15 protein-coding genes are annotated in these 20276 nt (G+C 72.3%); 11 read left to right on the top strand and 4 right to left on the bottom strand.

All coding sequences use genetic code 11. The annotated features are described in order from the left end of the window. Positions 1 to 8: 8 nt before the first annotated feature. Positions 9 to 2261, bottom strand: a complete 2253-nt coding sequence (locus tag ACH4FX_RS19380) for a transglycosylase domain-containing protein (protein ID WP_398480454.1) — start codon at positions 2259 to 2261, stop codon at positions 9 to 11. A gap of 281 nt (positions 2262 to 2542) precedes the next feature. Between ACH4FX_RS19380 and ACH4FX_RS19375 the strand changes: the two genes are divergently transcribed. From ACH4FX_RS19375 to ACH4FX_RS19340, 8 genes are all read left to right on the top strand, one after another. Beyond that, positions 2543 to 3517 carry an SPFH domain-containing protein gene (locus tag ACH4FX_RS19375; RefSeq protein WP_398480452.1) on the top strand — a complete coding sequence of 325 codons (975 nt, stop codon included), beginning with the start codon at positions 2543 to 2545 and terminating at the stop codon, positions 3515 to 3517. Beyond that, positions 3514 to 3849, top strand: coding sequence for a hypothetical protein (locus ACH4FX_RS19370; RefSeq protein ID WP_398480451.1), 336 nt, complete (start codon positions 3514 to 3516; stop codon positions 3847 to 3849). The genes ACH4FX_RS19375 and ACH4FX_RS19370 overlap by 4 nt, the downstream gene beginning before the upstream one ends. A 220-nt stretch (positions 3850 to 4069) precedes the next feature. Continuing rightward, positions 4070 to 4756, top strand: coding sequence for an ABC transporter ATP-binding protein (locus tag ACH4FX_RS19365; RefSeq protein WP_398480449.1), 687 nt, complete (start codon positions 4070 to 4072; stop codon positions 4754 to 4756). Beyond that, the gene (locus tag ACH4FX_RS19360; RefSeq protein WP_398480447.1) at positions 4753 to 7164 is read left to right on the top strand and encodes an ABC transporter permease; all 2412 of its coding nucleotides are present in this window, start codon (positions 4753 to 4755) and stop codon (positions 7162 to 7164) included. The genes ACH4FX_RS19365 and ACH4FX_RS19360 overlap by 4 nt, the downstream gene beginning before the upstream one ends. 106 nt (positions 7165 to 7270) lie before the next feature. Then, a complete protein-coding gene (locus ACH4FX_RS19355; protein ID WP_398480445.1) occupies positions 7271 to 7795 on the top strand; it encodes a PadR family transcriptional regulator in 525 nt (174 codons plus the stop codon). After that, entirely contained in the window at positions 7792 to 8481 is a 690-nt protein-coding gene (locus ACH4FX_RS19350) for an ABC transporter ATP-binding protein (RefSeq protein WP_398480443.1), read from the top strand. The genes ACH4FX_RS19355 and ACH4FX_RS19350 overlap by 4 nt, the downstream gene beginning before the upstream one ends. A 70-nt stretch (positions 8482 to 8551) precedes the next feature. Further along, positions 8552 to 10984, top strand: coding sequence for an ABC transporter permease (locus ACH4FX_RS19345; RefSeq protein ID WP_398480441.1), 2433 nt, complete (start codon positions 8552 to 8554; stop codon positions 10982 to 10984). 6 nt (positions 10985 to 10990) lie between these two features. Then, positions 10991 to 13411, top strand: coding sequence for an ABC transporter permease (locus tag ACH4FX_RS19340; protein ID WP_398480439.1), 2421 nt, complete (start codon positions 10991 to 10993; stop codon positions 13409 to 13411). A gap of 95 nt (positions 13412 to 13506) precedes the next feature. On the opposite strand, the gene ACH4FX_RS19335 is transcribed toward ACH4FX_RS19340, so the two are convergent. After that, entirely contained in the window at positions 13507 to 14463 is a 957-nt protein-coding gene (locus ACH4FX_RS19335) for a LysR substrate-binding domain-containing protein (RefSeq protein WP_398480437.1), read from the bottom strand. A 532-nt stretch (positions 14464 to 14995) separates the two neighbouring features. Next, complete coding sequence (locus ACH4FX_RS19330; RefSeq protein WP_398480435.1) at positions 14996 to 15337, bottom strand: Lsr2 family protein; 342 nt, start codon at positions 15335 to 15337, stop codon at positions 14996 to 14998. Positions 15338 to 15701: 364 nt separating this feature from the next. Between ACH4FX_RS19330 and ACH4FX_RS19325 the strand changes: the two genes are divergently transcribed. The 3 genes from ACH4FX_RS19325 to ACH4FX_RS19315 all read left to right on the top strand — a co-directional run bounded on the left by ACH4FX_RS19325 (position 15702) and on the right by ACH4FX_RS19315 (position 18633). Then, positions 15702 to 16256 carry a peroxiredoxin gene (locus ACH4FX_RS19325; RefSeq protein ID WP_398480433.1) on the top strand — a complete coding sequence of 185 codons (555 nt, stop codon included), beginning with the start codon at positions 15702 to 15704 and terminating at the stop codon, positions 16254 to 16256. Between the two features lie 38 nt (positions 16257 to 16294). Continuing rightward, the gene (locus tag ACH4FX_RS19320) at positions 16295 to 16828 is read left to right on the top strand and encodes an alkyl hydroperoxide reductase (RefSeq protein ID WP_398480431.1); all 534 of its coding nucleotides are present in this window, start codon (positions 16295 to 16297) and stop codon (positions 16826 to 16828) included. Positions 16829 to 16917: 89 nt separating this feature from the next. After that, positions 16918 to 18633, top strand: coding sequence for an alpha/beta hydrolase (locus ACH4FX_RS19315; RefSeq protein ID WP_398480429.1), 1716 nt, complete (start codon positions 16918 to 16920; stop codon positions 18631 to 18633). 24 nt (positions 18634 to 18657) lie between these two features. On the opposite strand, the gene ACH4FX_RS19310 is transcribed toward ACH4FX_RS19315, so the two are convergent. Next, entirely contained in the window at positions 18658 to 20139 is a 1482-nt protein-coding gene (locus tag ACH4FX_RS19310; protein ID WP_398480427.1) for an AI-2E family transporter, read from the bottom strand. Positions 20140 to 20276 lie beyond the last annotated feature (137 nt).

Raw genomic sequence — 20276 nt, 5'->3', positions numbered from 1 at the left:
GGCGCCGGTCAGCCCAGGTCGTCGAAGCCGGGCGGCCGGCCGTCTCCGCCGTGCCCGCCGCTGCCGCCCGACGGGGAGGCCGGGGGCGACTCCGGGGTCTTCGAGGGCGTCCGGGACGGCGTCTGCGAAGGGGAGTGGGACGGCGTCTGCGACGGCGTCCGGGAGGGTGTCTGCGACGGGGTCTGGGACGGCGTCTGCGAAGGCGTCTGGGACGGCGTGTGCGAGGGGGTGTTGCTCGGCGGCGGGGTGTTGGTCGGGGCGACCCCGGCGCCGAGGTTCGTGTCCAGCTTGAACTTGGCCCCCGCGTCGTCACCGATCGCGGCCGCGGTGTAGGCGGCCCAGACCTTGGCCGGGTAGCCGCCGCCGTTGACGCGCCCGCCACCGCCGGTGCCCTTGAGCGAGACCTGCTTGCCGCCCTTGGCCTCCTCGCCGAACATGCCGACCGCGGTGACCAGCTTGGGCGTGTACCCGACGAACCACGCCGACTTGTTGTCGTCGGAGGTGCCGGTCTTGCCCGCGGCCTGGTAGTCGGTGCTGCCGATCGCTTCCTTGGCCGTACCGTCGTTGACCACGCCGCGCAGGACGGAGGTGACGGTGTCGGCGGTGTTGCGGGTCAGCACCTGGGAGCCGATCGGGTCGGGCAGTTCGGTCTCCTGCGAGCCGTGCTCCGCCTTCTTGACCAGGGACGGGGTGACCTTCTTGCCGTGGTTGTCGAGCGTGGCGTAGGCCCCGGCCATCTGGAGCGGGCTGGCGCCCATGGTGCCGAGCGTCATGGCGGGCTGGACGTCCATCCGGCTGCCGTCCATGCCGAGGCTGACCGCGGTCTTCTTGACCTCGTCCAGGCCCACGTCGGCGCCCATCTGCGCGAAGACGGAGTTGACGGAGTTGTTGGTCGCCTGCTGGACGGTGATCCTGCCGTAGCTGACCTCGTCCTCGTTCGGCGGTGCGAACGGCTTGGAGCTGTTGACCACCGGGCGCCGGTTGCGGCCGTCGTAGACCGTGTCGGGGGTGATGGGCACGCCGGACTGGGTCTTGGCGTGGTTCTCCAGGGCCGAGGCGAAGATCAGCGGCTTGAACGTGGAGGCGGGCTGGAAGTCCGACCGCGTGGCGTTGTTCGTGTAGTGCTTGGTGTAGCCCGGGCCGCCGTACATCGCCACCACGTGGCCGGTCTCGGGATCGACGGAGGCGGCGCCGATCTGGGCGTCCGCGTCCGCCTTGCGGCGGTCGGGCTGGAGGTCGTCGGTCAGCTTGCGCTTGACGGCCTTCTCCAGCTCCTGCTGCTTCTTCTTGTCGATGCCCAGGGTGATCTCCCAGCCACCGGCCGCCAGTTCCTTCTCGTCGACGCCCTTGCGGATCAGTTCGTCGTTGGCGGCGTTGACGAAGTAGCCGATCTGGCCGCCCAGGCCGGGCAGCGGCTTGGGCTTGATGGGCTGCTGGAACTTCTGCTTCTGCCGGTCCTCGGGGCTCAGCCACTTCATCTCGACCATGTTGTCGAGGGTGTAGGCCCAGCGCTGCTGCACCCGCTTCTTGCCGGCGTCGGAGGCGATGGCCCAGTCGTACTGGCTCGGCGCCTGGAGCAGCGAGGCGAGGTAGGCGCCCTGGCTGACGGTCAGCTTCTCGACGTCCACGCCGTAGTACGCCTGGGCCGCCGCCTGGATGCCGTACGCGCCGCGGCCGTAGTAGCTGGTGTTCATGTAGCCGGCAAGGATGTCCTTCTTGTCCATCTTGTTGTCGACCTTGAGGGAGATCACGATCTCCTGGAGCTTGCGGCTGACCGTCTGCTCCTGGCTCAGGTAGTAGTTCTTGACGTACTGCTGGGTGATGGTGGAGCCACCCTGCTTGCCCTGGCCTTTGAGCGTGTTGAGGATGCCGCGCAGCGTGCCCTTCAGGTCGACGCCGGAGTCCTGGTAGAAGGTCTTGTTCTCGGCCGCGACGAAGGCGTGCTGGACGTGCTCGGGGATCTTGTCGATCTTCACGATCTCGCGGTTGACCGCGTTGTCCGCGCCCTTGCGCGCCATGATCGTGCCGTCGGCGTACTTGTAGACGTTGCTCTGGCTCGTGGCCTGGAAGTTGCCCTCGTCGGGGACGTCCACGTACAGGTACAGGCCGATGAAGCCGAGGATGCCCAGCAGGCACACACCGAGGAAGGTCCCGAGAAGCTTCTTCCAGGTGAAGAAGCGGCGTATGCCGCCCTTCCCGGCCTTCGGCTTCGCCCGGCGGTTACGCCCCTGCGCCGCCCGTCTCGCGTCCGCTCGCCCCATCGCTCCCGCAACTCCAGTCGTTCCGCCCCCATAGCTCAGCTCACGAAGCTAACACCGCATCTGTCAACAAATGCTCATCGATCAAGGCTTTTGCCGACGTGACAAAGAGCACCCGCTCTTGGGGGAACCTCCGGGCAAGGATGCCGCACATCCCTGAGAACCTTCTTAAAGTGCTATCACTTTGCTAGGCTCGCGTTAGCACAAGCCGATCAGTACGGCTCCGGCCGCGGCACCGACCACGCGGCGGCCCGGCACGACCCTTCACAAGAACGGGGAGAACCATGTCCGACCAGATTCCGGCCGGCGGCGACGGGACGGGCGGCGGCGCGCAGCTCGCGGCCGACGCCCCGCAGATGCCCCGCCCGCAGGTCCGCGAGACGGTGGCGCACAGCATTCCGGGCGGCCTGGGCCTGTTGCTCACCGTCCTCGGCGCATTCGCCGGGCTCGGCATGATCATCGGGGGCGGCGTGCTCGCCGCGAACGGGAACAAGCCGGCGGGTGTGCCGCTGATCATCGTCGGCGTCCTGCTGCTGGTGGGCTCGCTGTTCTGCATGACCGGCGTGAAGATGGTGGCCCCCGGCGAGGCCCGGGTCATCCAGCTCTTCGGGCGCTACGTGGGCACCATCCGCGAGGACGGCCTGCGCTGGGTGAACCCGCTGACCGCCGACCGCAAGATCTCCACCCGGGTCCGCAACCACGAGACCGCGGTCCTGAAGGTCAACGACGCCTACGGCAACCCCATCGAGCTGGCCTCCATCGTCGTGTGGCAGGTCGAGGACACCGCGCAGGCGCTCTTCGAGGTCGATGACTTCCTGGAGTTCGTCGCCACCCAGACCGAGGCGGCGGTGCGGCACATCGCGATCGAGTACCCGTACGACGCGCACGACGAGGACGCCCTGTCCCTGCGCGGCAACGCCGAGGAGATCACCGAGAAGCTGGCCGCCGAGCTGACCGCCCGGGTGCAGGCCGCGGGCGTGCGGATCATCGAGTCCCGCTTCAGCCACCTCGCGTACGCTCCGGAGATCGCCTCGGCGATGCTCCAGCGGCAGCAGGCCGGCGCGGTGGTGGCGGCCCGTCAGCAGATCGTCGAGGGTGCGGTCGGCATGGTCGAGCAGGCGCTGGCCCGCATCAGCGAGCAGGACATCGTGGAACTGGACGAGGAGCGGAAGGCGGCCATGGTCAGCAACCTGATGGTGGTGCTGTGCGGTGACCGGGCCGCCCAGCCCGTACTGAACACCGGGTCCCTCTACCAGTGAGCGACGGCGGCTCCCAGGACGCGACCGGGCCCACCGGGCCCGGGAACGACGGGCGGGCACCGCAGCGGCGGGCGCAGCGGCGCAAGCAGATGCTGCTGCGGCTCGACCCGCTGGTGCACGACGCGCTCGCCCGCTGGGCCGACGACGAGCTGCGCAGCGCCAACGCCCAGGTCGAGTTCCTGCTGCGGAAGGCGCTGGCGGACGCCGGCCGGCTGCCGAAGGGCGCGGGCGGTCTGCCCCGGCGGGGGCGGCCGCCGAAGACCGTGGAGCCGCGGGAACCGGCGGCGGGCGAGGAGCCGGAGGCCCCGGAGGGGGCCGGACCGCGCGAGTGACGCAGGGATGCCGGGGGCCCGGCCCGTCCGCGGGCGGGGCCCCCGGCGTGCTTTTTCCCGGCTATACACCGTGGGTATACACGCCATGTAGTGTGGAACATGTCCACCGGGCGGGCCCCGGGACAGCGCGCGCCGTACCGGGTACGCCCGCGCCGCACCCCGCAGCGCCGTCGGCCGCTGCCGCCCGGCCCGCCCTGCCCGTACTTCCGGAGGCCCTCGTATGACCCCGGCCGGTTCCCTGCTCACGGCCAGTGCGCTGCACAAGGCGTACGGCTCGACCCCCGCGCTCGACGGCGCGGACTTCTCCATCCACCCCGGCGAGGTGGTCGCCGTCATGGGCCCCTCCGGCTCCGGCAAATCGACCCTGCTGCACTGCCTGGCCGGGATCATCCGCCCGGATTCCGGCAGCGTGCTCTACGGTTCGCGCGACCTGACCCGGATGTCCGACGCACAGCGCAGCGCGCTGCGGCGCCAGGACTTCGGCTTCGTCTTCCAGTTCGGCCAGCTGGTCCCCGAACTGACCTGCCTGGAGAACGTGGCCCTGCCGCTGCGCCTGGGCGGCGTCAAGCGCAAGGAGGCCGAAGAGCGCTCGCTGGAGTGGCTGGAGCGGCTGGAGGTCGGCGAGGTGCGGGCCAAGCGGCCCGGCGAGGTCTCCGGCGGCCAGGGCCAGCGGGTCGCGGTGGCCCGCGCGCTCGCCGCCCGGCCCCGCGTGATCTTCGCCGACGAGCCCACCGGCGCGCTGGACTCGCTGAACGGCGAGCGCGTGATGACGCTGCTGACGGAGGCGGCGCGGGACACCAACGCGGCCGTCGTCCTGGTCACCCACGAAGCGCGGGTCGCCGCCTACTCCGACCGCGAGATCGTCGTCCGCGACGGCAAGGCCCGGGAAATGGCGGGCCTGGCATGACCGCCCTCGACCACCGCTCCCCCGCCGCCGGCCACGGCACACCGCGGGACAAGGCCCCGGCCGGCCCCGCCGTCTGGGTCCGCGACCTCGTCATGGGCATGCGCTTCGCCGTCGGCAGCGGCCGTGAGGGCTGGATCCGTACGGCGCTGACCGCCGTCGGCGTCGGCCTCGGCGTGGCGCTCCTGCTGGGCGCCGCCTCCGTACCGAACCTGCTGCACCAGCGCTCCGAGCGGAGCACCGCGCGGACGATCGAGATCGCGGAGCAGCCGGCGCAGCGCTCCGACAGCTCCTTCCTCTTCCACAACGTGGGCTCCAAGTTCCGCGGCGCCGATGTGGACGGCGTCCTGCTGCGTCCGGACGGCAGCCACCCCGTACTGCCGCCCGGTGTGGACTCGATGCCGGGGCCGGGCGAGGCGGTCGTCTCCCCCGCCCTGAAGAAGCTCCTGGAATCACCGGACGGCAAGCTGCTGCACGACCGGCTCCCGTACCGCGTGGTCGGCACCATCGGCCAGGCGGGCGTGATCGGACCCAACGAGAACTTCTACTACGCGGGCAGCGACAAGCTCGTCCTGGGGGACCGGACCAGCCGCGCCGCCTCCTACGGGTGGCGGACCGGGTCACCGGGCATGGACCCCGTCCTGCTGGTGCTGATCCTCGTGGGCTGTGTCGTCCTGCTGATGCCGGTGGCCATCTTCATCGCCACCGCCGTCCGGTTCGGCGGCGAGCGCCGCGACCGGCGGCTGGCGGCGCTGCGCCTGGTGGGCGCCGACAACCACATGGCGCGCCGGATCGCCGCCGGTGAGGCGCTGCTCGGCTCGCTGTTCGGGCTGGTCGTCGGTATCGGGCTGTTCCTGTTCGGCCGGCAGTTCATCGGCATGATCGACATCCGCAGCGTCAACGCCTTCCCCACCGACCTGACGCCGGTGCCCGCGCTGGCCGCCCTGATCCTGCTGGCCGTCCCGGCGTCGGCGGTCGTCGTCACGCTCTTCGCGCTGCGCGGCATCGCCATCGAGCCGCTGGGCGTCGTCCGCAGCGCGGTGCCGCGCCGGCGGCGGCTGTGGTGGCGGCTGCCGATCCCGCTCGTCGGACTGGCGATGCTGGCGGCGTTCGGCTCGATCGACGAGGAGTCGGGCTCCGTCAACACGTATCTCATCGGCGCCGGCGCGGTTCTGACGCTGCTGGGCCTGACCATGCTGCTGCCCTGGCTGGTGGAGGCGGTCGTGGCACGCTTCAAGGGCGGTGCGGTGCCCTGGCAACTGGCCACCCGGCGGCTCCAGCTGAGCAGCAGCAGCGCGGCCCGCGCGGTCAGCGGCATCACCGTCGCCGTGGCCGGTGCCATCGCGCTCCAGATGATGTTCGCCGCGGTCGGGGACGACTACCGGAAACCCACCGGGCAGGACACGTCCCGGGCCCAGCTCCAGGTACTGCTGCCGGCCCGGGACGGCGCCGCCACGCAGAAGATGATCGACGCGTTCAAGGAGACCAAGGGCGTCAGCGGCGTCATCGGCACCATCCGCTCGCGGGTCGTCTCCCCCGGCCCGGAGCGCGGCGAAGGGGGCCTCCCCCTGAGCACCTCGCTCACGGTCGGCAGCTGCGAGACCCTTCAGGAGATCGCCCGGCCGGGCCCGTGCAAGGACGGTGACGTCTTCCTGGTCAACGGCGGGCCCGGCTCCTACCGGGACCCGGATCTGCCCAAGGTGGTGCGGCCCGGCGCCCGGGTCCTGCTCAACGACTACGACGAGAACGGCACGATCACGGGACAACCCAGGCCGTGGACCCTGCCCCGGACGATCCGCTCCGTCGACGCCCGGCCCGACCCGGCCGGTGAGCAGGGCGGCGGTCTCTTCGCCACCATGGGCGCCGTCGACGTCACGAAGCTGGCCGAGCCCACGGCCGGGGTCATGGTGCGGCTGGACCCGGCGGTCCCGGACGCCGCCGAGTACGCCCGCAACGCCGCGGCCCGCATCGATGTCACGGCCAACGTCTTCCAGTTCACGGAGACCGCCGACGACCGGCGCTTCGTCAGCGTGCGCAACGGCCTGCTGATCGCGTCCGTGGCGACCATGACGCTGATCGCCGCCAGCATGCTGGTCACCACCCTGGAGCAGCTGCGCGAACGCCGCCGTCTGCTGTCGGTCCTGGTGGCCTTCGGCACCCGGCGCGGCACGCTCGCCTGGTCCGTGCTGTGGCAGACCGCCGTGCCGATGACGCTCGGCCTGGCGCTCGCGGTGGCCGGCGGTGTCGGGCTCGGCCGGGTGCTGCTGGGGCTGACGGACAAGAGCCGCGTCGAGTGGTCGGTGGTGTGGCCGCTGCCGCTGTTCGGTGCCGGGCTGGTGCTGCTCGTGACACTGCTCAGCATGCCGCCGCTGTGGCGCATGATGCGCGCGGACGGGCTGCGCACCGAGTGAGTGTGCTGCCGCGTTCCCGGGGCCCGCACCACGGGCCCCGGGGACCGGTGCCGCTATACACCGGACGTATACACCATGGCTGTAGCGACGAAGTAAGGTGGTCGGTATGTCAATCGGTCATACGCTGCTGGGCCTCCTGGAGTCCGGCCCCCGCCATGGCTACGACCTGAAGCGGGCGTTCGACGAGCACTTCGGCCACGACCGCCCGCTGCACTACGGGCAGGTCTACTCGACCATGTCCCGGCTGCTGAAGCACGGTCTCGTCGAGGTGGACGGCGTCGAGGCGGGCGCCGGCCCGGAGCGCAAGCGGTACGCCATCACGGACGCCGGTGTGACCGACGTGGCCCAGTGGCTGGCGCGGCCCGAGAAGCCCGAGCCCTACCTCCAGTCGACGCTCTACACGAAGGTGGTGCTGGCCCTGCTCACCGGCCGGGACGCCGCCGAACTGCTGGACACCCAGCGCACCGAGCACCTGCGGCTGATGCGCGGCCTGACCGAGCGCAAGCGCAAGGGCGACCTCGCCGACCAGCTCATCTGCGACCACGCGCTGTTCCACCTGGAAGCCGATCTGCGCTGGCTGGAGCTGACCGCCGCGCGCCTGGACAAACTGGCCGCGGTGATCGGCTCGTGACGCCCGCGGGATCGCTGCTGGCCGCCGAGGGGCTGCACAAGACGTACGGGCGGACCACCGCGCTGGACGGGGTGGACTTCTCCGTCCACCCCGGCGAGGTGGTCGCCGTACTGGGCCCCTCCGGCTCCGGCAAGTCGACCCTGCTGCACTGCCTGGCGGGCATCGTCCTGCCGGACTCCGGCACGGTCCGCTACGGCGACCACGACGTGACCGCGATGAGCGACGCACAGCGCAGCGCCCTGCGGCGCCAGGACTTCGGCTTCGTCTTCCAGTTCGGCCAGCTGGTCCCCGAACTGACCTGCCTGGAGAACGTGGCCCTCCCGCTGCGCCTGAACGGCGTCAAGCGCAAGGAGGCGCAGCGGCACGCCCGCGAGTGGCTGGAGCGGCTGGAGGTCGAGGACACCGCGGGCAGCCGGCCCGGTCAGGTCTCCGGCGGCCAGGGCCAGCGGGTCGCGGTGGCCCGCGCACTGGCCGCCCGGCCCCGCGTGATCTTCGCCGACGAGCCCACCGGCGCGCTGGACTCCCTCAACGGCGAGCGCGTGATGACGCTGCTGACCGACGCGGCCCGCGACACCAACGCCGCCGTCGTCCTGGTCACCCACGAAGCGCGGGTCGCCGCCTACTCCGACCGCGAGATCGTCGTCCGCGACGGCAGGGTGAAGGACATGCTGGCGGGTCTGGCATGAGCCCCTCCGACATCCGCACCCCGCCCGGCCCGGGCGGCGCCGGCGCCGGCGCCCCGATCGGCACCACCGGATGACACTGCTCGGCCCGCGTACCAACAGCGGACCGGCCGGGAGCGGCGCCCCGCCCCGCGAATCCGCCGGACCCGCGTTCCCGGCCCCGCCGAAGGGGCCCGCCGCCTGGACCCGCGACCTCGTGACGGGGCTGCGCTTCGCCGCGGGCGGCGGCCGGGAAGGCTGGATCCGTACGGTCCTGACCGCCATCGGCGTCGGACTCGGCGTCGCCGTCCTGTTCCTCGGCGCGTCCGTGCCGTCGCTGCTCGATTCCTGGCACGGCCGGGAGAAGGCCCGCGAGAACCTGGGGCAGGCGCACGCGCCGCGGCCCGCCGACAACACGCTGCTGTACGCGCACACCGACACGCGCTTCCACCACCAGAACATCCGCGGCCGGCTGGTACGGCCCGACGGGACGCACCCGCCCCGGCCGCCGGGCGTCGCCGAACTCCCGGGCCCGGGAACCATGCTGGTCTCCCCCGCCCTCAAGGAGCTGCTGGACTCGCCCGGTGCCAAGGAGCTGCGCGAACGGCTCCCGTACCGCGTGGTGGGCACCATCGGTGACGCCGGGCTCCAGGGACCGGCCGAGCTGACCTATCTGGCGGGCAGCGGCACACTGACCGAGCGGATCGCCTACCGCATCGACCACTTCGGGCTGGAGTTCGTCCAGCGCCCGATGCGGGCCCCCGCGGTGGTGCTGGTCATCATGACGTGCGTGGCGCTGCTGACGCCGGTCATGGTCTTCATCGGCACCTCCGTACGGTTCGGCAACGAGCGCCGCGAACAGCGGCTCGCCGCGCTGCGCCTGGTCGGCGCGGACATCCGCACGACCCGCCGGATCGCCGCCGGGGAAGCGCTGCTCGGCTCGCTGGCGGGGCTGGTGCTGGGCGCCGGGTTCTTCCTCGGGGGCCGGCAGCTGGCCTCGGTGGTGACCCTGTGGGACATCAACGTCTTCCCGTCGGACATCGTCCCGGACCCGCTGCTGGCCGTAGTGGTCGCGGTGCTGGTGCCGGCCGCAGCCGTGCTGGTGACGCTGTTCGCCCAGCGCGGTGTGACGGTCGAGCCGCTGGGGGTGGTCCGCAACCGGCCGCCCGTGCGGCGGCGCCTGTGGTGGCGGCCGCTGGTGCCGCTGGCCGGGGCCGGGCTGCTGGTGACCGTCTCGCGCGACGTCGACCGGGTGGACAGCCCGCTCAACACGATCCGGCTCGCCACCGGCGCCACCCTGCTGCTGCTCGGCGTCACGGCACTGCTGCCGTGGCTGGTCGACGCGGTGGTACGACGGTTGCGCGGCGGCCCGGTGCCATGGCAGCTGGCCACCCGCCGGCTCCAGTTGAACAGCGGCGCGGCCACCCGCGCGGTCGGCGGCATCACCGTCGCCGTCGCCGGGGCCATCGCCGTACACATGCTCTTCACCGGTATGCAGGCCGGATTCGCGGACAGTTACGCCCGCACCGGTCGCCCGGTCGTCGACATGACCGGGAGCGCCGAGGACTGGCCGCAGATCCGGCGCGCGCTCGCGCTGCTGCGCAAAACCGAAGGGGTGCGCAGCGCCCACGGCACGATCGGGACCTCCGTCGCGGCCGCGGGCGACCGGGGCCGGTTCATGGAGGGCAGCGACTACCGCATGGTGGACGGGGTGTTCGCCACGGTCGGCGACTGCGCCGCACTGGCCCGGCTGGCCGAGACCGGCCCCTGCCGGGACGGTGACGTCTTCCTCACCGACAACCTGGGGGACGACACCTTCGCGAAACCGGGCGCCCGCATCAACCTCGACCCGCCCGACGGTCCCGGCCCCGCCCGTCCGCCGCAGCTGTGGACGCTGCCGCCCACGGCCCGCGTGGTGCACGCGAAGACGGACAGCGACGACCTGCCCACCCACGGCATCCTGATCACCCCGTCCGCGGTGGACATCCACCGGATGCACCGGCCCCTCATGCAGCTGAGCGTCGGCTACGACCCGGCCACGCCGGACGCGGTGGAGCACATCCGCACCGCCGCCGCGCGCGTCGACCCGACGATGGCGGTGGTCCCCCGGGCCGAGAACCGGCACGACGGGCAGTACGACAGCCTGCGCACCGGCCTGTTCGTCGGCGCGGTGGTCACCCTGCTGCTGATCGGCGCGGGCCTGGTGGTCTCCACGGTGGAGCAGCTGTACGAACAGCGGCGCCTGCTCTCGGTGCTGGACGCGTTCGGCACCCGGCGCGCCACGCTCGGCTGGTCGGTCCTGTGGCAGACCGCGATCCCCGTCGCGCTCGGCCTGGTGCTCGCCGTCGGCGGCGGCCTGGCGCTGGGCACGCTGCTGCTGTGGATGATCGACAGCGCGGTCTTCGTGGACTGGCCGGTGGTCGCCGGTATGGCGGGCGCCGGCGCGGCGGTGATCCTGCTGGTGACGGCGCTCAGCCTGCCGCCGCTGTGGCGGATGATGCGGCCGGACGGCCTACGGACGGAGTGAACGCAGGTGGACGGGGACCGACGGCACCCGCTCCGCCGCTGGTGCCGGGACCTCGCCATGGGCGTCCGGTTCGCGGTCGGCGGCGGCCGGGAGGGCTGGATCCGTACGGCACTGACCGCGCTCGGCGTGGGGCTGGGTGTGGCGGTGCTGCTGGTCGCCGCAGCCGTTCCGCACGCGGTGGGAACGGCGGTCGGGCGTGAACACGCGCGTTCCGACCGGCTGATCGAGGACAGCCGTCCCGGGCCCCACTCGCTGTTGGTCGCCGAGGCCGACACCGCCTATCACCAACAGTCCGTCCGGGGGCGGCTGGTGCAGCCCGACGGCGACCGGCCCGCCCTCCCGCCCGGTGTGTCCCGCCTGCCGGGCCCCGGCGAGATGGTCGTCTCGCCCGCCCTCGCCGAGCTGCTGGCCTCCTCGGACGGCACGGTGCTGCGCGACCGCTTCCCCGGCGCCCGCGTCGTGGGACGGATCGGCGACGAGGGGCTGTCCGGGCCGGGCGAACTGGCCTACTACCGGGGGACGGACCGGCTCACGCAGACCGGCGCCGGTGTCACGCGGATCCACGCCTTCGGCCGCGGCGACGACGCACCGGACACCGGGAGAGCCTCCGCCACCGCACCGGAGTTGCTGCTGGCGGTCCTCGTCGGGTGCGCCGCGCTGCTCACCCCGGTCGCCGTGTTCATCGCGGTGGCCGTGCGCTTCGGCGGGGAGCGCCGGGACCGGCGGCTGGCGGCGCTGCGGCTGGTGGGCACCGACCGTGCCACGACCCGGCGGATCGCGGCCGGCGAGGCGCTGGCCGGGTCGCTGCTGGGCCTGCTCACGGGCGCCGCCCTCTTCCTGGCGGCCCGCTACCCCCTCGCGCGGATACGGGTGATGAACCTCGGCGTCTTCCCCTCCGACGTGGTGCCCGACGCGCGACTGGCCACCCTCGTCGCGCTGGCGGTCCCGGTCTGCTCGGCCGGCGTCGCCCTGTTCACGATGCGCCGGGTCGCGGTCGAACCGCTCGGCGTGACCCGGTCGGCGCCGGTGGTGCGGCGCCGCCTGTGGTGGCGGCTGCTGCTGCCGGCCGCGGGCGTCGCGCTGCTGTGGCCCAAGGCGGCCGGGGACTCGGCGATCGTGGGCACCGGGGCCGGGGCCCAGGTGGTCGTGGGCACCTCGCTGCTCCTGCTGGGCGTGGCGGCGGTGCTGCCGTGGCTGCTGGACGCGGTGGTCCGCCGGTTCGCCGGGGGCGGCGTACCGTCCTGGCAACTGGCCGTGCGGCGCCTCCAGCTGAGTACGACGGCGGCGGCGCGCTCGGTCAGCGGCATCACCGTGGCGGTCGCCGGAGCGGTGGCGGTGCAGCTGCTGCTGGCGGGGGTGCAGACGTACGACCAGGTCGAGCCGTACCCGCCGGCCGACGAGAACCAAGTGCAGGTCGCCTCCTGGTACGGGCAGCGGACGGCCTCCCCCGCCGAAACGTTCCAGCGGCTGCGGGACACCACCGGGGTGCGCGCCGCATACGGTGTGCTGCTCGACGACGCGGCGCCGGTGCCGTCCGGCAGGACCGCCCCGGACGAGGAGGCCGGCACGGAGTCCTACGCGGTGGCCGTCGGTGACTGCGACGCACTGCGCAGGCTGGCGCGGATCGGCAGGTGCGCGGACGGCGACGTCTTCCTCAGCCAGGGCTCCGGGGACCCGGCGGACCCCACCGGGCCCGCCCCCGACGCACCACGGCTCCCGTCCCCCGGCACCCGGCTGGCCATCTCCCCGGACCACGGCCCGGAGGCCGCCCGCGCCCCCGCCACCTGGACGGTTCCGCACACCGCACGCACCGTCGCCCCGCGCGCCAACTTCTTCTCCATGGCCCGGACCAAGGTCCTGGCCACACCCGGCGCCCTGGACCCGGCGCTGCTGCGGAACCCGGTCGCCGAGGCCGAGGTCCGCCTCGACCCGGACCGGCCGGACGCGGTCGAGTACGTACGCAACACGGCGGCGCGGATCGACCCGCTGCTGCACGTGTCGGTGCTCGGGGCCGGGGCGGGAACACCCGGCGTGTACGACATCGTCGGCTCGGCGCTCCAAGTGGGCGCGGTGGCCGTGCTGTGCCTCATCGGCGCCGGCCTGCTCATCTCCGTACTGGAACAACTCCGCGAGCGCAGCCGGCTGCTGTCCGCCCTCGACGCCTTCGGGACACCGCGCCGTACGCTCGGCCGGTCGGTGCTGTGGCAGGCCGCCATCCCCGTCGTGCTCGGCCTGGCCCTCGCGGTCGGCTGCGGGCTGGGGCTCGGCCTCCTGCTGCTGCACCTGGTGAACAAGCCGGTGCTGCCGGACTGGCCCGCCATCGCCGCCCTCACCGGCACGGCCGGGGCGGTGATCCTCGCGGTGACCGCGCTCAGCCTGCCGCTGCTGTGGCGGCTGATGCGGCCGGACGGGCTGCGTGCGGAGTAGGCGGGCCGGGCCCGTCAAGGGCGGGTGTCCGCGACGTGGTCACATACGGGTGCACCTCGCGGCCCGGGCCGCCCGGCGCGCTCGGACACCCGCGCTCAGTCCACGATCCGTACCGGAAGACCCCGCATCGCCTCGCGCAGCGCCGCCGCGAATTCCTCGAACTCGCCCTGCCGCGCCGCGCCGGACCGCATCGCCAGCGCGATCCGCCGGGAGGGCGCCGGGTCGGCGAAGTACCCGGTCGTCAGCTGGTCGTTGCGCGCGGTCTCGACGCGCAGCGCGGTGCGCGGCAGCAGCGTGACGCCCAGGCCGCCCGCGACCAGCTGCACCAGGGTGGACAGCCCGGCCGCGCTGGTCGTCACCGGCGCGCCCTCCTCGCGGCCCGCCTCCCGGCAGATGTCCAGTGCCTGGTCGCGCAGGCAGTGCCCCTCGTCCAGCAGCAGCAGATCCATGTCCTTCAGTGCCTCGCGCGGGATGTCCCCGCGCCCGCCCAGCCAGTGGTCCTGGGGCGCGACCAGCACGAAGTCCTCGTCGAACAGCGGGAGTTCGGTGACCGTCGGGGCGCCCAGCGGCACGGCGAGCAGCAGCAGGTCGAGCCGGCCCTGCTGGAGGCCGTCCAGCAGCGAGCCGGTCTGCTCCTCGTGGACCTGGAGCTCCAGGTCCGGGTACCGGTCGTGGACCAGCCGCAGTACGGTCGGGAGCAGATACGGTGCGACGGTCGGGATCACCCCGAGCCGCAGGACGCCGGTGAACGGCGCGCGGGCCGCCTCCGCCTCCTCCATGAGGTCACCGACCGCTTCCAGGACCGTACGGGCCCGTGCCGCCACCCGCTCCCCGGCCGGCGAGAGCAGCACCTTGCGGGTGGTCCGCTCCAGCAGCTGCACACCGAGGGCCTCCTCCAGCGCCGACACGGCGCCGGACAGCGCGGGCTGGCTCATGCCGATCTCGGCCGCGGCCTCCCGGAAGTGCAGGTGCTCGGCCACGGCGACAAAGGCCCGCAGCTGCGCCAGACTGGGCTGCCGCGGCCGGGTCCCGGCATTCGTGGGGGATGCCACCGATAGCCACCTCCGATCAGCGCGATCCAGTCTAATGGCGCTCGGGCGGGTCCCACGGGGGAGAATTTTCAGGTGCGGGCTCCGGCGGGCAGGCGGCCGGCCAATTGCCGCGCCGCGTTACCGACAGGTTCCGCCTGCGCGGTCCGCGTGCGCCCCCGGAGGCACCGGCAGCCGCATTCTCGCGGCGGAGAAACGCGTCGGCGAAATTCGGAGACCCGGCGGATTGCCGGCCGCGCCCTGCCCGTACCTGTTTCTCCGTGCGCCGGGTCCCGCATTTCGCGGGCACGGCACAGCCGCGCGAGGGCATCTCGCCACCGGATCGTCGCGGATACGGACCATTCCGATACGTACCGTTCGCGATACGCGCGGTTCCGGCTTTTCCGCGGCCGCAATCAGTCGCAATTCGGGCGGTGGCAGCCGTCGCCGGTTCCTCGGCGCACCGGCTGCCACCAGCACCTTCCAGCGGTCCGCGGCCCCGGACCGCTCAGAAAAGGGGCCGCGGCGGCGGCATCACCACCGATGCCGGCGAGACCTACTTGTTGGCGTTCTGGTACGCCTCACGGATTTCGGCCGACACACGACCGCGTTCGTTCACCTCGTAGCCGTTCTCCTTGGCCCAGGCACGGATCTTCGCGGTCTCGCCCGAGCCCGAGGCGGAGCCGGTCTTGCGCGCCCCCGTACCCGTCTTCATGCGCCCGGTGCGGCGCCCGGCCTTCAGGAACGGGCCGATCGCCTCCAGCAGCTTGTCGTAGCTGTCCGGCGCGAGGTCGACCTCGTATGCAATACCGTCGACTGCGAGGGAGTGCGTGGCGACCTCCGAGGATTCTTCCCCGGTCAGGTCATCCGTGTAAATAGTGACGATCTTCTGTGCCATGCGGGTGATTGTACGTCTCGCGGCTCGCGATGGGGCGAATCTTTGGTGAGGTGCACGATCCGGGGAACATCGTTTCGGAGATAGCCGGTGGATTCCCCGGATTCCCGTCCCTTTTCGACCGATCCGGCATTGTTGTGCACGATCATGCATACGTCGGCGCACCCGGCCCTTCACCCCGATCCCCGCCCGTCCGGCGCAGGCCGCCCACGTCCGTCCGGACCTCACGCGACTGATAGCCAGCTCCGATCAACGCATCATGATCTGGCTATTTCCCTGATCAATGACCCCTGTGGCACTGTAGGGAACCGTCCAACCCCTCGCGTAAGCGCCTGAAACAGGACTTACGGCACACGAAGGAGAGCCTGTGCTCACTGTCGGTGACAAGTTCCCCGAGTTCGATCTGACCGCCTGCGTCTCCCTGGAGAAGGGCAAGGAGTTCGAGCAGATCAACCACAAGACCTACGAGGGCAAGTGGAAGATCGTCTTCGCATGGCCCAAGGACTTCACCTTCGTCTGCCCCACGGAGATCGCCGCCTTCGGCAAGCTGAACGACGAGTTCGCCGACCGCGACGCCCAGATCCTCGGCTTCTCCGGTGACTCCGAGTTCGTGCACCACGCCTGGCGCAAGGACCACCCGGACCTGACCGACCTGCCCTTCCCGATGATGGCCGACTCCAAGCACGAGCTCATGCGCGCGCTCGGCATCGAGGGCGAGGACGGCTTCGCGCAGCGTGCCGTGTTCATCGTGGACCAGAACAACGAGATCCAGTTCACCATGGTGACCGCCGGTTCCGTCGGCCGTAACCCCAAGGAGGTCCTGCGGGTCCTGGACGCCCTGCAGACCGACGAGCTGTGCCCCTGCAACTGGAGCAAGGGCGAGGAGACCCTCGACCCGGTCGCGCTGCTCGCGGGCGAGTGAACTGCGGCGAACAGCACCACGGGAAAGGCTGATCTGACATGGCTCTCGACGAGCTGAAGTCCGCGATCCCGGACTTCGCCAAGGACCTGAAGCTGAACCTCGGCTCGGTCATCGGCAACAGCGAGCTGCCCAAGCAGCAGCTCTGGGGCACCGTTCTGGCCTGCGCGATCGCCTCGCGCTCGCCGAAGGTGCTGCGCGAGCTGGAGCCGGAGGCCAAGGCCAACCTCTCCGACGAGGCCTACGCCGCCGCCAAGTCCGCCGCCGCCATCATGGCGATGAACAACGTGTTCTACCGGACCCGGCACCTGCTGTCGGACCCGGAGTACGGCACGATGCGCGCCGGCCTGCGGATGAACGTCATCGGCAACCCGGGCGTGGAGAAGGTCGACTTCGAGCTGTGGTCGCTGGCCGTCTCGGCCATCAACGGCTGCGGCATGTGCCTGGACTCGCACGAGCAGGTGCTGCGCAAGGCCGGCGTGGACCGCGAGACGATCCTTGAGGCCATCAAGATCGCCTCCGTCCTCCAGGCCGTCGGCGCCACCCTCGACGCCGAGGCCGTCCTCGCCGAGTAGGTGAACCGGAGGTGCCCGGCGGGCACCCGGCCGGTACGACAGGGCCCCGCGGACCACGTGTCCGCGGGGCTTTGCGCATAATGGGGCAAATGTCCGCGCTGCTGCACCTGCTCGTCCGGTGGCTCAAGCGCCCGTACTGGGACGCGCCCGACCCCGCCTGGGTCGTCCGCCGCTGGCCCGACCTCACCGCCTCCTGCGTCGCGGCCCTCTTCTTCTGGCTCTCCCTCACCCCGTCGCTGCTCCCCCGCCCGTGGTTCCTCCAGGGCCTGATCGGCGGCATCACGGCCGCCATCGGCTACGCCCTCGGAGCGGCGGCGAGCAGCCTCTTCCGTGCCCTGTGCCGGTACCGCCCCGGCGCACGCACCCGCGCCCGCTGCTGGCTGGCCTTCCACGTCCTCGGCATCGTGCTGTCCACGGCCGCCGTCTCCTGGAGCGCCCACGCGCAGCGCCGGCTCCGCCGCCTCCAGGAGGTCGAGCCCTCGCTGGTCTGGCACACGCCGATGATCATCCTGATCGCGGTGGCGGTCTGCGCGCTGCTCGTGCTCCTGGCCCGGTGCGTACGGCTGGTGGCCCGGCGGCTCGCCCGCTTCTTCGGCCGCTGGGTGCCGCGCCCGGCGGCGTACGTGATCGGCGCGGCGCTGACCGCCCTCCTGGTCACCGTCGGCTCCAAGGACGTCCTGTACGAACGCGGCTTCATCGACATCGTCGACCGCATCTCCAAGGCCGCGAACCTGAGCACCGCCGACGGCATCACCCAGCCCGCCTCCGCGTACGTCTCCGGCGGCCCGACCTCCGTCGTCGACTGGGCGGAACTGGGCGCCGAGGGCCGCAGCTTCATCGGCTCGGTGCCCCGCGAGCGGGACATCGCCGCCTTCACCGGCCGGCCCGCCAAGGACCCGGTCCGGGTGTACGTCGGCGAGCAGGTCGGCGACGCGCACTTCCGGCGCACCGCCGACCTCGCCGTACAGGAGCTGGAACGCACCGGCGGCTTCCACCGCAAGGTGCTGGCGCTGCTGGGCACCACGGGCAGCGGCTGGGTGGACCCGCGGATGCCGGAGCCGCTGGAGTACATGTACGGCGGTGACTCCGCGATCGTCGCGACCCAGTACTCGTACCTGCCGTCCTGGATCTCCTTCCTGGTCGACAAGGAGCAGGCGGCGCGGGACGCCCGCGCGGTGTTCGACGCGGTCTACGCCAAGTGGTCCGCGCTGCCCGCCGACGACCGCCCCAAGCTGGTGGTCGGCGGCGAAAGCCTCGGCTCGTACGCCACCGAGGCGAGCTTCGACGGCCTGGACGACATGCTCGGCAAGGTGGACGGCGCGCTGCTGGCCGGGCCGCCCCACGTCAGCCCCATCTGGAACGAGGTGGTCGCCGGGCGCGATCCGGGCAGTCCGGTGTGGCGGCCGGTGTACGACCGCGGGCGGCACGTCCGCTTCGCCCAGTACCCGCAGCGCGACCTCGGGCGGCCGGACGGGCCGTGGGAGCACCCCCGGGTGGTCTACCTCCAGAACGCCTCCGACCCGGTGGTGTGGTGGACGCCCGGCCTGCTCTGGCACCGGCCCGCCTGGCTGGACCGGCCGCTCGGCCCGGATGTCACCGGGGAGATGCGCTTCTGGCCGGTGATCACTTTCTGGCAGACGACGGTGGACCTGGCGGTGTCCTTCGGCGCGCCGCCGCCGCACGGGCACCGCTACGGGACCGGCGCGGTGGACGGCTGGGCGGCCGTCGTCCCGCCGCCCGGCTGGACCGGCCAGGACACGGCCCGGCTGCGGGCGTACGAAAACGCGAAGGACGCACCGTACTGAGCGCCTTCGGGGACCGGCCCCCGCTCAGTCCTCCGGGTCGCTCCCCTTGGGCGGGGTCGGCGCGACCGCCAGCGCCGTGGCGCCGTGCGGGGGCGGTGTCATGCGCAGGGCCTGTTCCCGTGAGTACGAGCGGAGGTAGCCGACGACGGTGTTGGTGACCGCGACCAGCGGCACCGCGACCACCGCGCCGCCGATGCCGGCGATCAGTCCGCCCGCGGCCACCGACAGGATGACGGCGAGCGGATGGACCCGTACCGCGCGGCCCAGGATGAAGGGCTGCAGGATGTGCCCCTCGATCTGCTGCACCGCCAGCACCACCGCGAGCACCATCAGGGCCGCGAAGACGCCCTGCGTCACCAGCGCGACCACGCACGCCAGCGCGCCGGAGACCACCGCGCCCACCAGCGGGATGAAGGCGAACAGGAAGATGAAGACGGCGAGCGGCACGGCCAGCGGCACATCGAGGAAGTAGATGCCGATGCCGATGAAGATGGCGTCGATCAGAGCCACTATCACCGTCCCGCGCACATAGGCGGTCAGAGTGCGCCAGGCGCGCGGCCCGGCGCCCGCCACGCCCTCGCGCGCCGCGCTCGGCACCAGCTTGAGCACCCAGTTCCAGATCCGCCGGCCGTCGTACAGCAGGAAGAGCGTGGTGAACATCGCCAGCAGGATGCCGGTGAGCACCTCCAGGACGACGGTCACGCCCTCCAGTCCGGCCGAGGTGATCGCCTCCGTGTTGGCGCCGACCGCGTCCTGGAGGTTCTTGGCGATGTTGTTGATCTGGTCCTCGGTCACATGGAACGGACTCTTCAGGAGCCAGCCCTTCAGCTCGGTGATGCCCTCCTGGATGCGGCGGGAGACCGAGTCGATGTTGTCCTGGACCTGCCATACGACGAACCAGCCGACCAGGCCCATGACGATGAACCCGCCGATGAACGTCAGGGCGGTGGCCAGCCCGCGGGGCACACCCCGGCGCTTGAGCCAGGCGACGGTGGGCTGGAGCAGCGCGGTGATCAGCAGCGCGGCCACGAACGCCAGCACCACCAGCTGGATGGAGGTGATGGCCTTGGCCAGGACCCAGATCGTGCCGGCCAGGACGAGCAGCCGCCAGCCGGCCTCCGCGGCGACCCGCATGCCCCACGGCACGGCGGCCACCGGGTCGGGGCGGGGCGCGACGGCGGGCGCGTACGTCGGCGGGGCCGGGACCGAGTTCGGCTGCTGGTCCGCGTCCTCCGGCGGGCCCGGCGCGTCCGGTGACCCTCCGTCGGACCGCACACCGGCGTACGCACCGGCGTACGTGTCGTCGTGCGGCGCGTGGGACCCGGCCGCGTGCCCGGCACGCCTCAGCTCCTGCGGGGCGCCCTCCTCCCCCAAGGAGTCCGGCAGGCTCCCCCCAGGGGGGTCCGCCGCCGCGGCCTCGGCGCGGCGGCGCTGGTCCTCCAGCCGCTGCGCGATCCGCGTCAGGCCGGCGCCGAGGCCACCGACCCACTGAGGCAATCTGGACATGTCGCTTCCTCTTCCCCTCCCGCCCCCCGGTGCTGTCAGGACGACGTTACCGGTGCGGGACGCACGAAACCCCCGACGCCGTCGCGCCGGGGGTTTCGCGTACGAAGCGGAGAGGCGGACCACCTTACGCGGTGCTC

It is taken from the genome of Streptomyces sp. NPDC018019 (assembly GCF_044327805.1).
GTDB lineage: Bacteria > Actinomycetota > Actinomycetes > Streptomycetales > Streptomycetaceae > Streptomyces.
This window is presented reverse-complemented; position numbering and strand designations above follow the sequence as displayed.

Excerpts from the sequence above, each read along its gene's own strand:
- ACH4FX_RS19380 (WP_398480454.1), bottom strand. The coding sequence starts at position 2,261 with ATGGGGCGAGCGGACGCGAGACGGGCGGCGCAGGGGCGTAACCGCCGG.
- ACH4FX_RS19375 (WP_398480452.1), top strand. The coding sequence starts at position 2,543 with ATGTCCGACCAGATTCCGGCCGGCGGCGACGGGACGGGCGGCGGCGCG.
- ACH4FX_RS19365 (WP_398480449.1), top strand. The coding sequence starts at position 4,070 with ATGACCCCGGCCGGTTCCCTGCTCACGGCCAGTGCGCTGCACAAGGCG.
- ACH4FX_RS19360 (WP_398480447.1), top strand. The coding sequence starts at position 4,753 with ATGACCGCCCTCGACCACCGCTCCCCCGCCGCCGGCCACGGCACACCG.
- ACH4FX_RS19355 (WP_398480445.1), top strand. The coding sequence starts at position 7,271 with ATGTCAATCGGTCATACGCTGCTGGGCCTCCTGGAGTCCGGCCCCCGC.
- ACH4FX_RS19345 (WP_398480441.1), top strand. The coding sequence starts at position 8,552 with ATGACACTGCTCGGCCCGCGTACCAACAGCGGACCGGCCGGGAGCGGC.
- ACH4FX_RS19330 (WP_398480435.1), bottom strand. The coding sequence starts at position 15,337 with ATGGCACAGAAGATCGTCACTATTTACACGGATGACCTGACCGGGGAA.
- ACH4FX_RS19320 (WP_398480431.1), top strand. The coding sequence starts at position 16,295 with ATGGCTCTCGACGAGCTGAAGTCCGCGATCCCGGACTTCGCCAAGGAC.
- ACH4FX_RS19315 (WP_398480429.1), top strand. The coding sequence starts at position 16,918 with ATGTCCGCGCTGCTGCACCTGCTCGTCCGGTGGCTCAAGCGCCCGTAC.
- ACH4FX_RS19310 (WP_398480427.1), bottom strand. The coding sequence starts at position 20,139 with ATGTCCAGATTGCCTCAGTGGGTCGGTGGCCTCGGCGCCGGCCTGACG.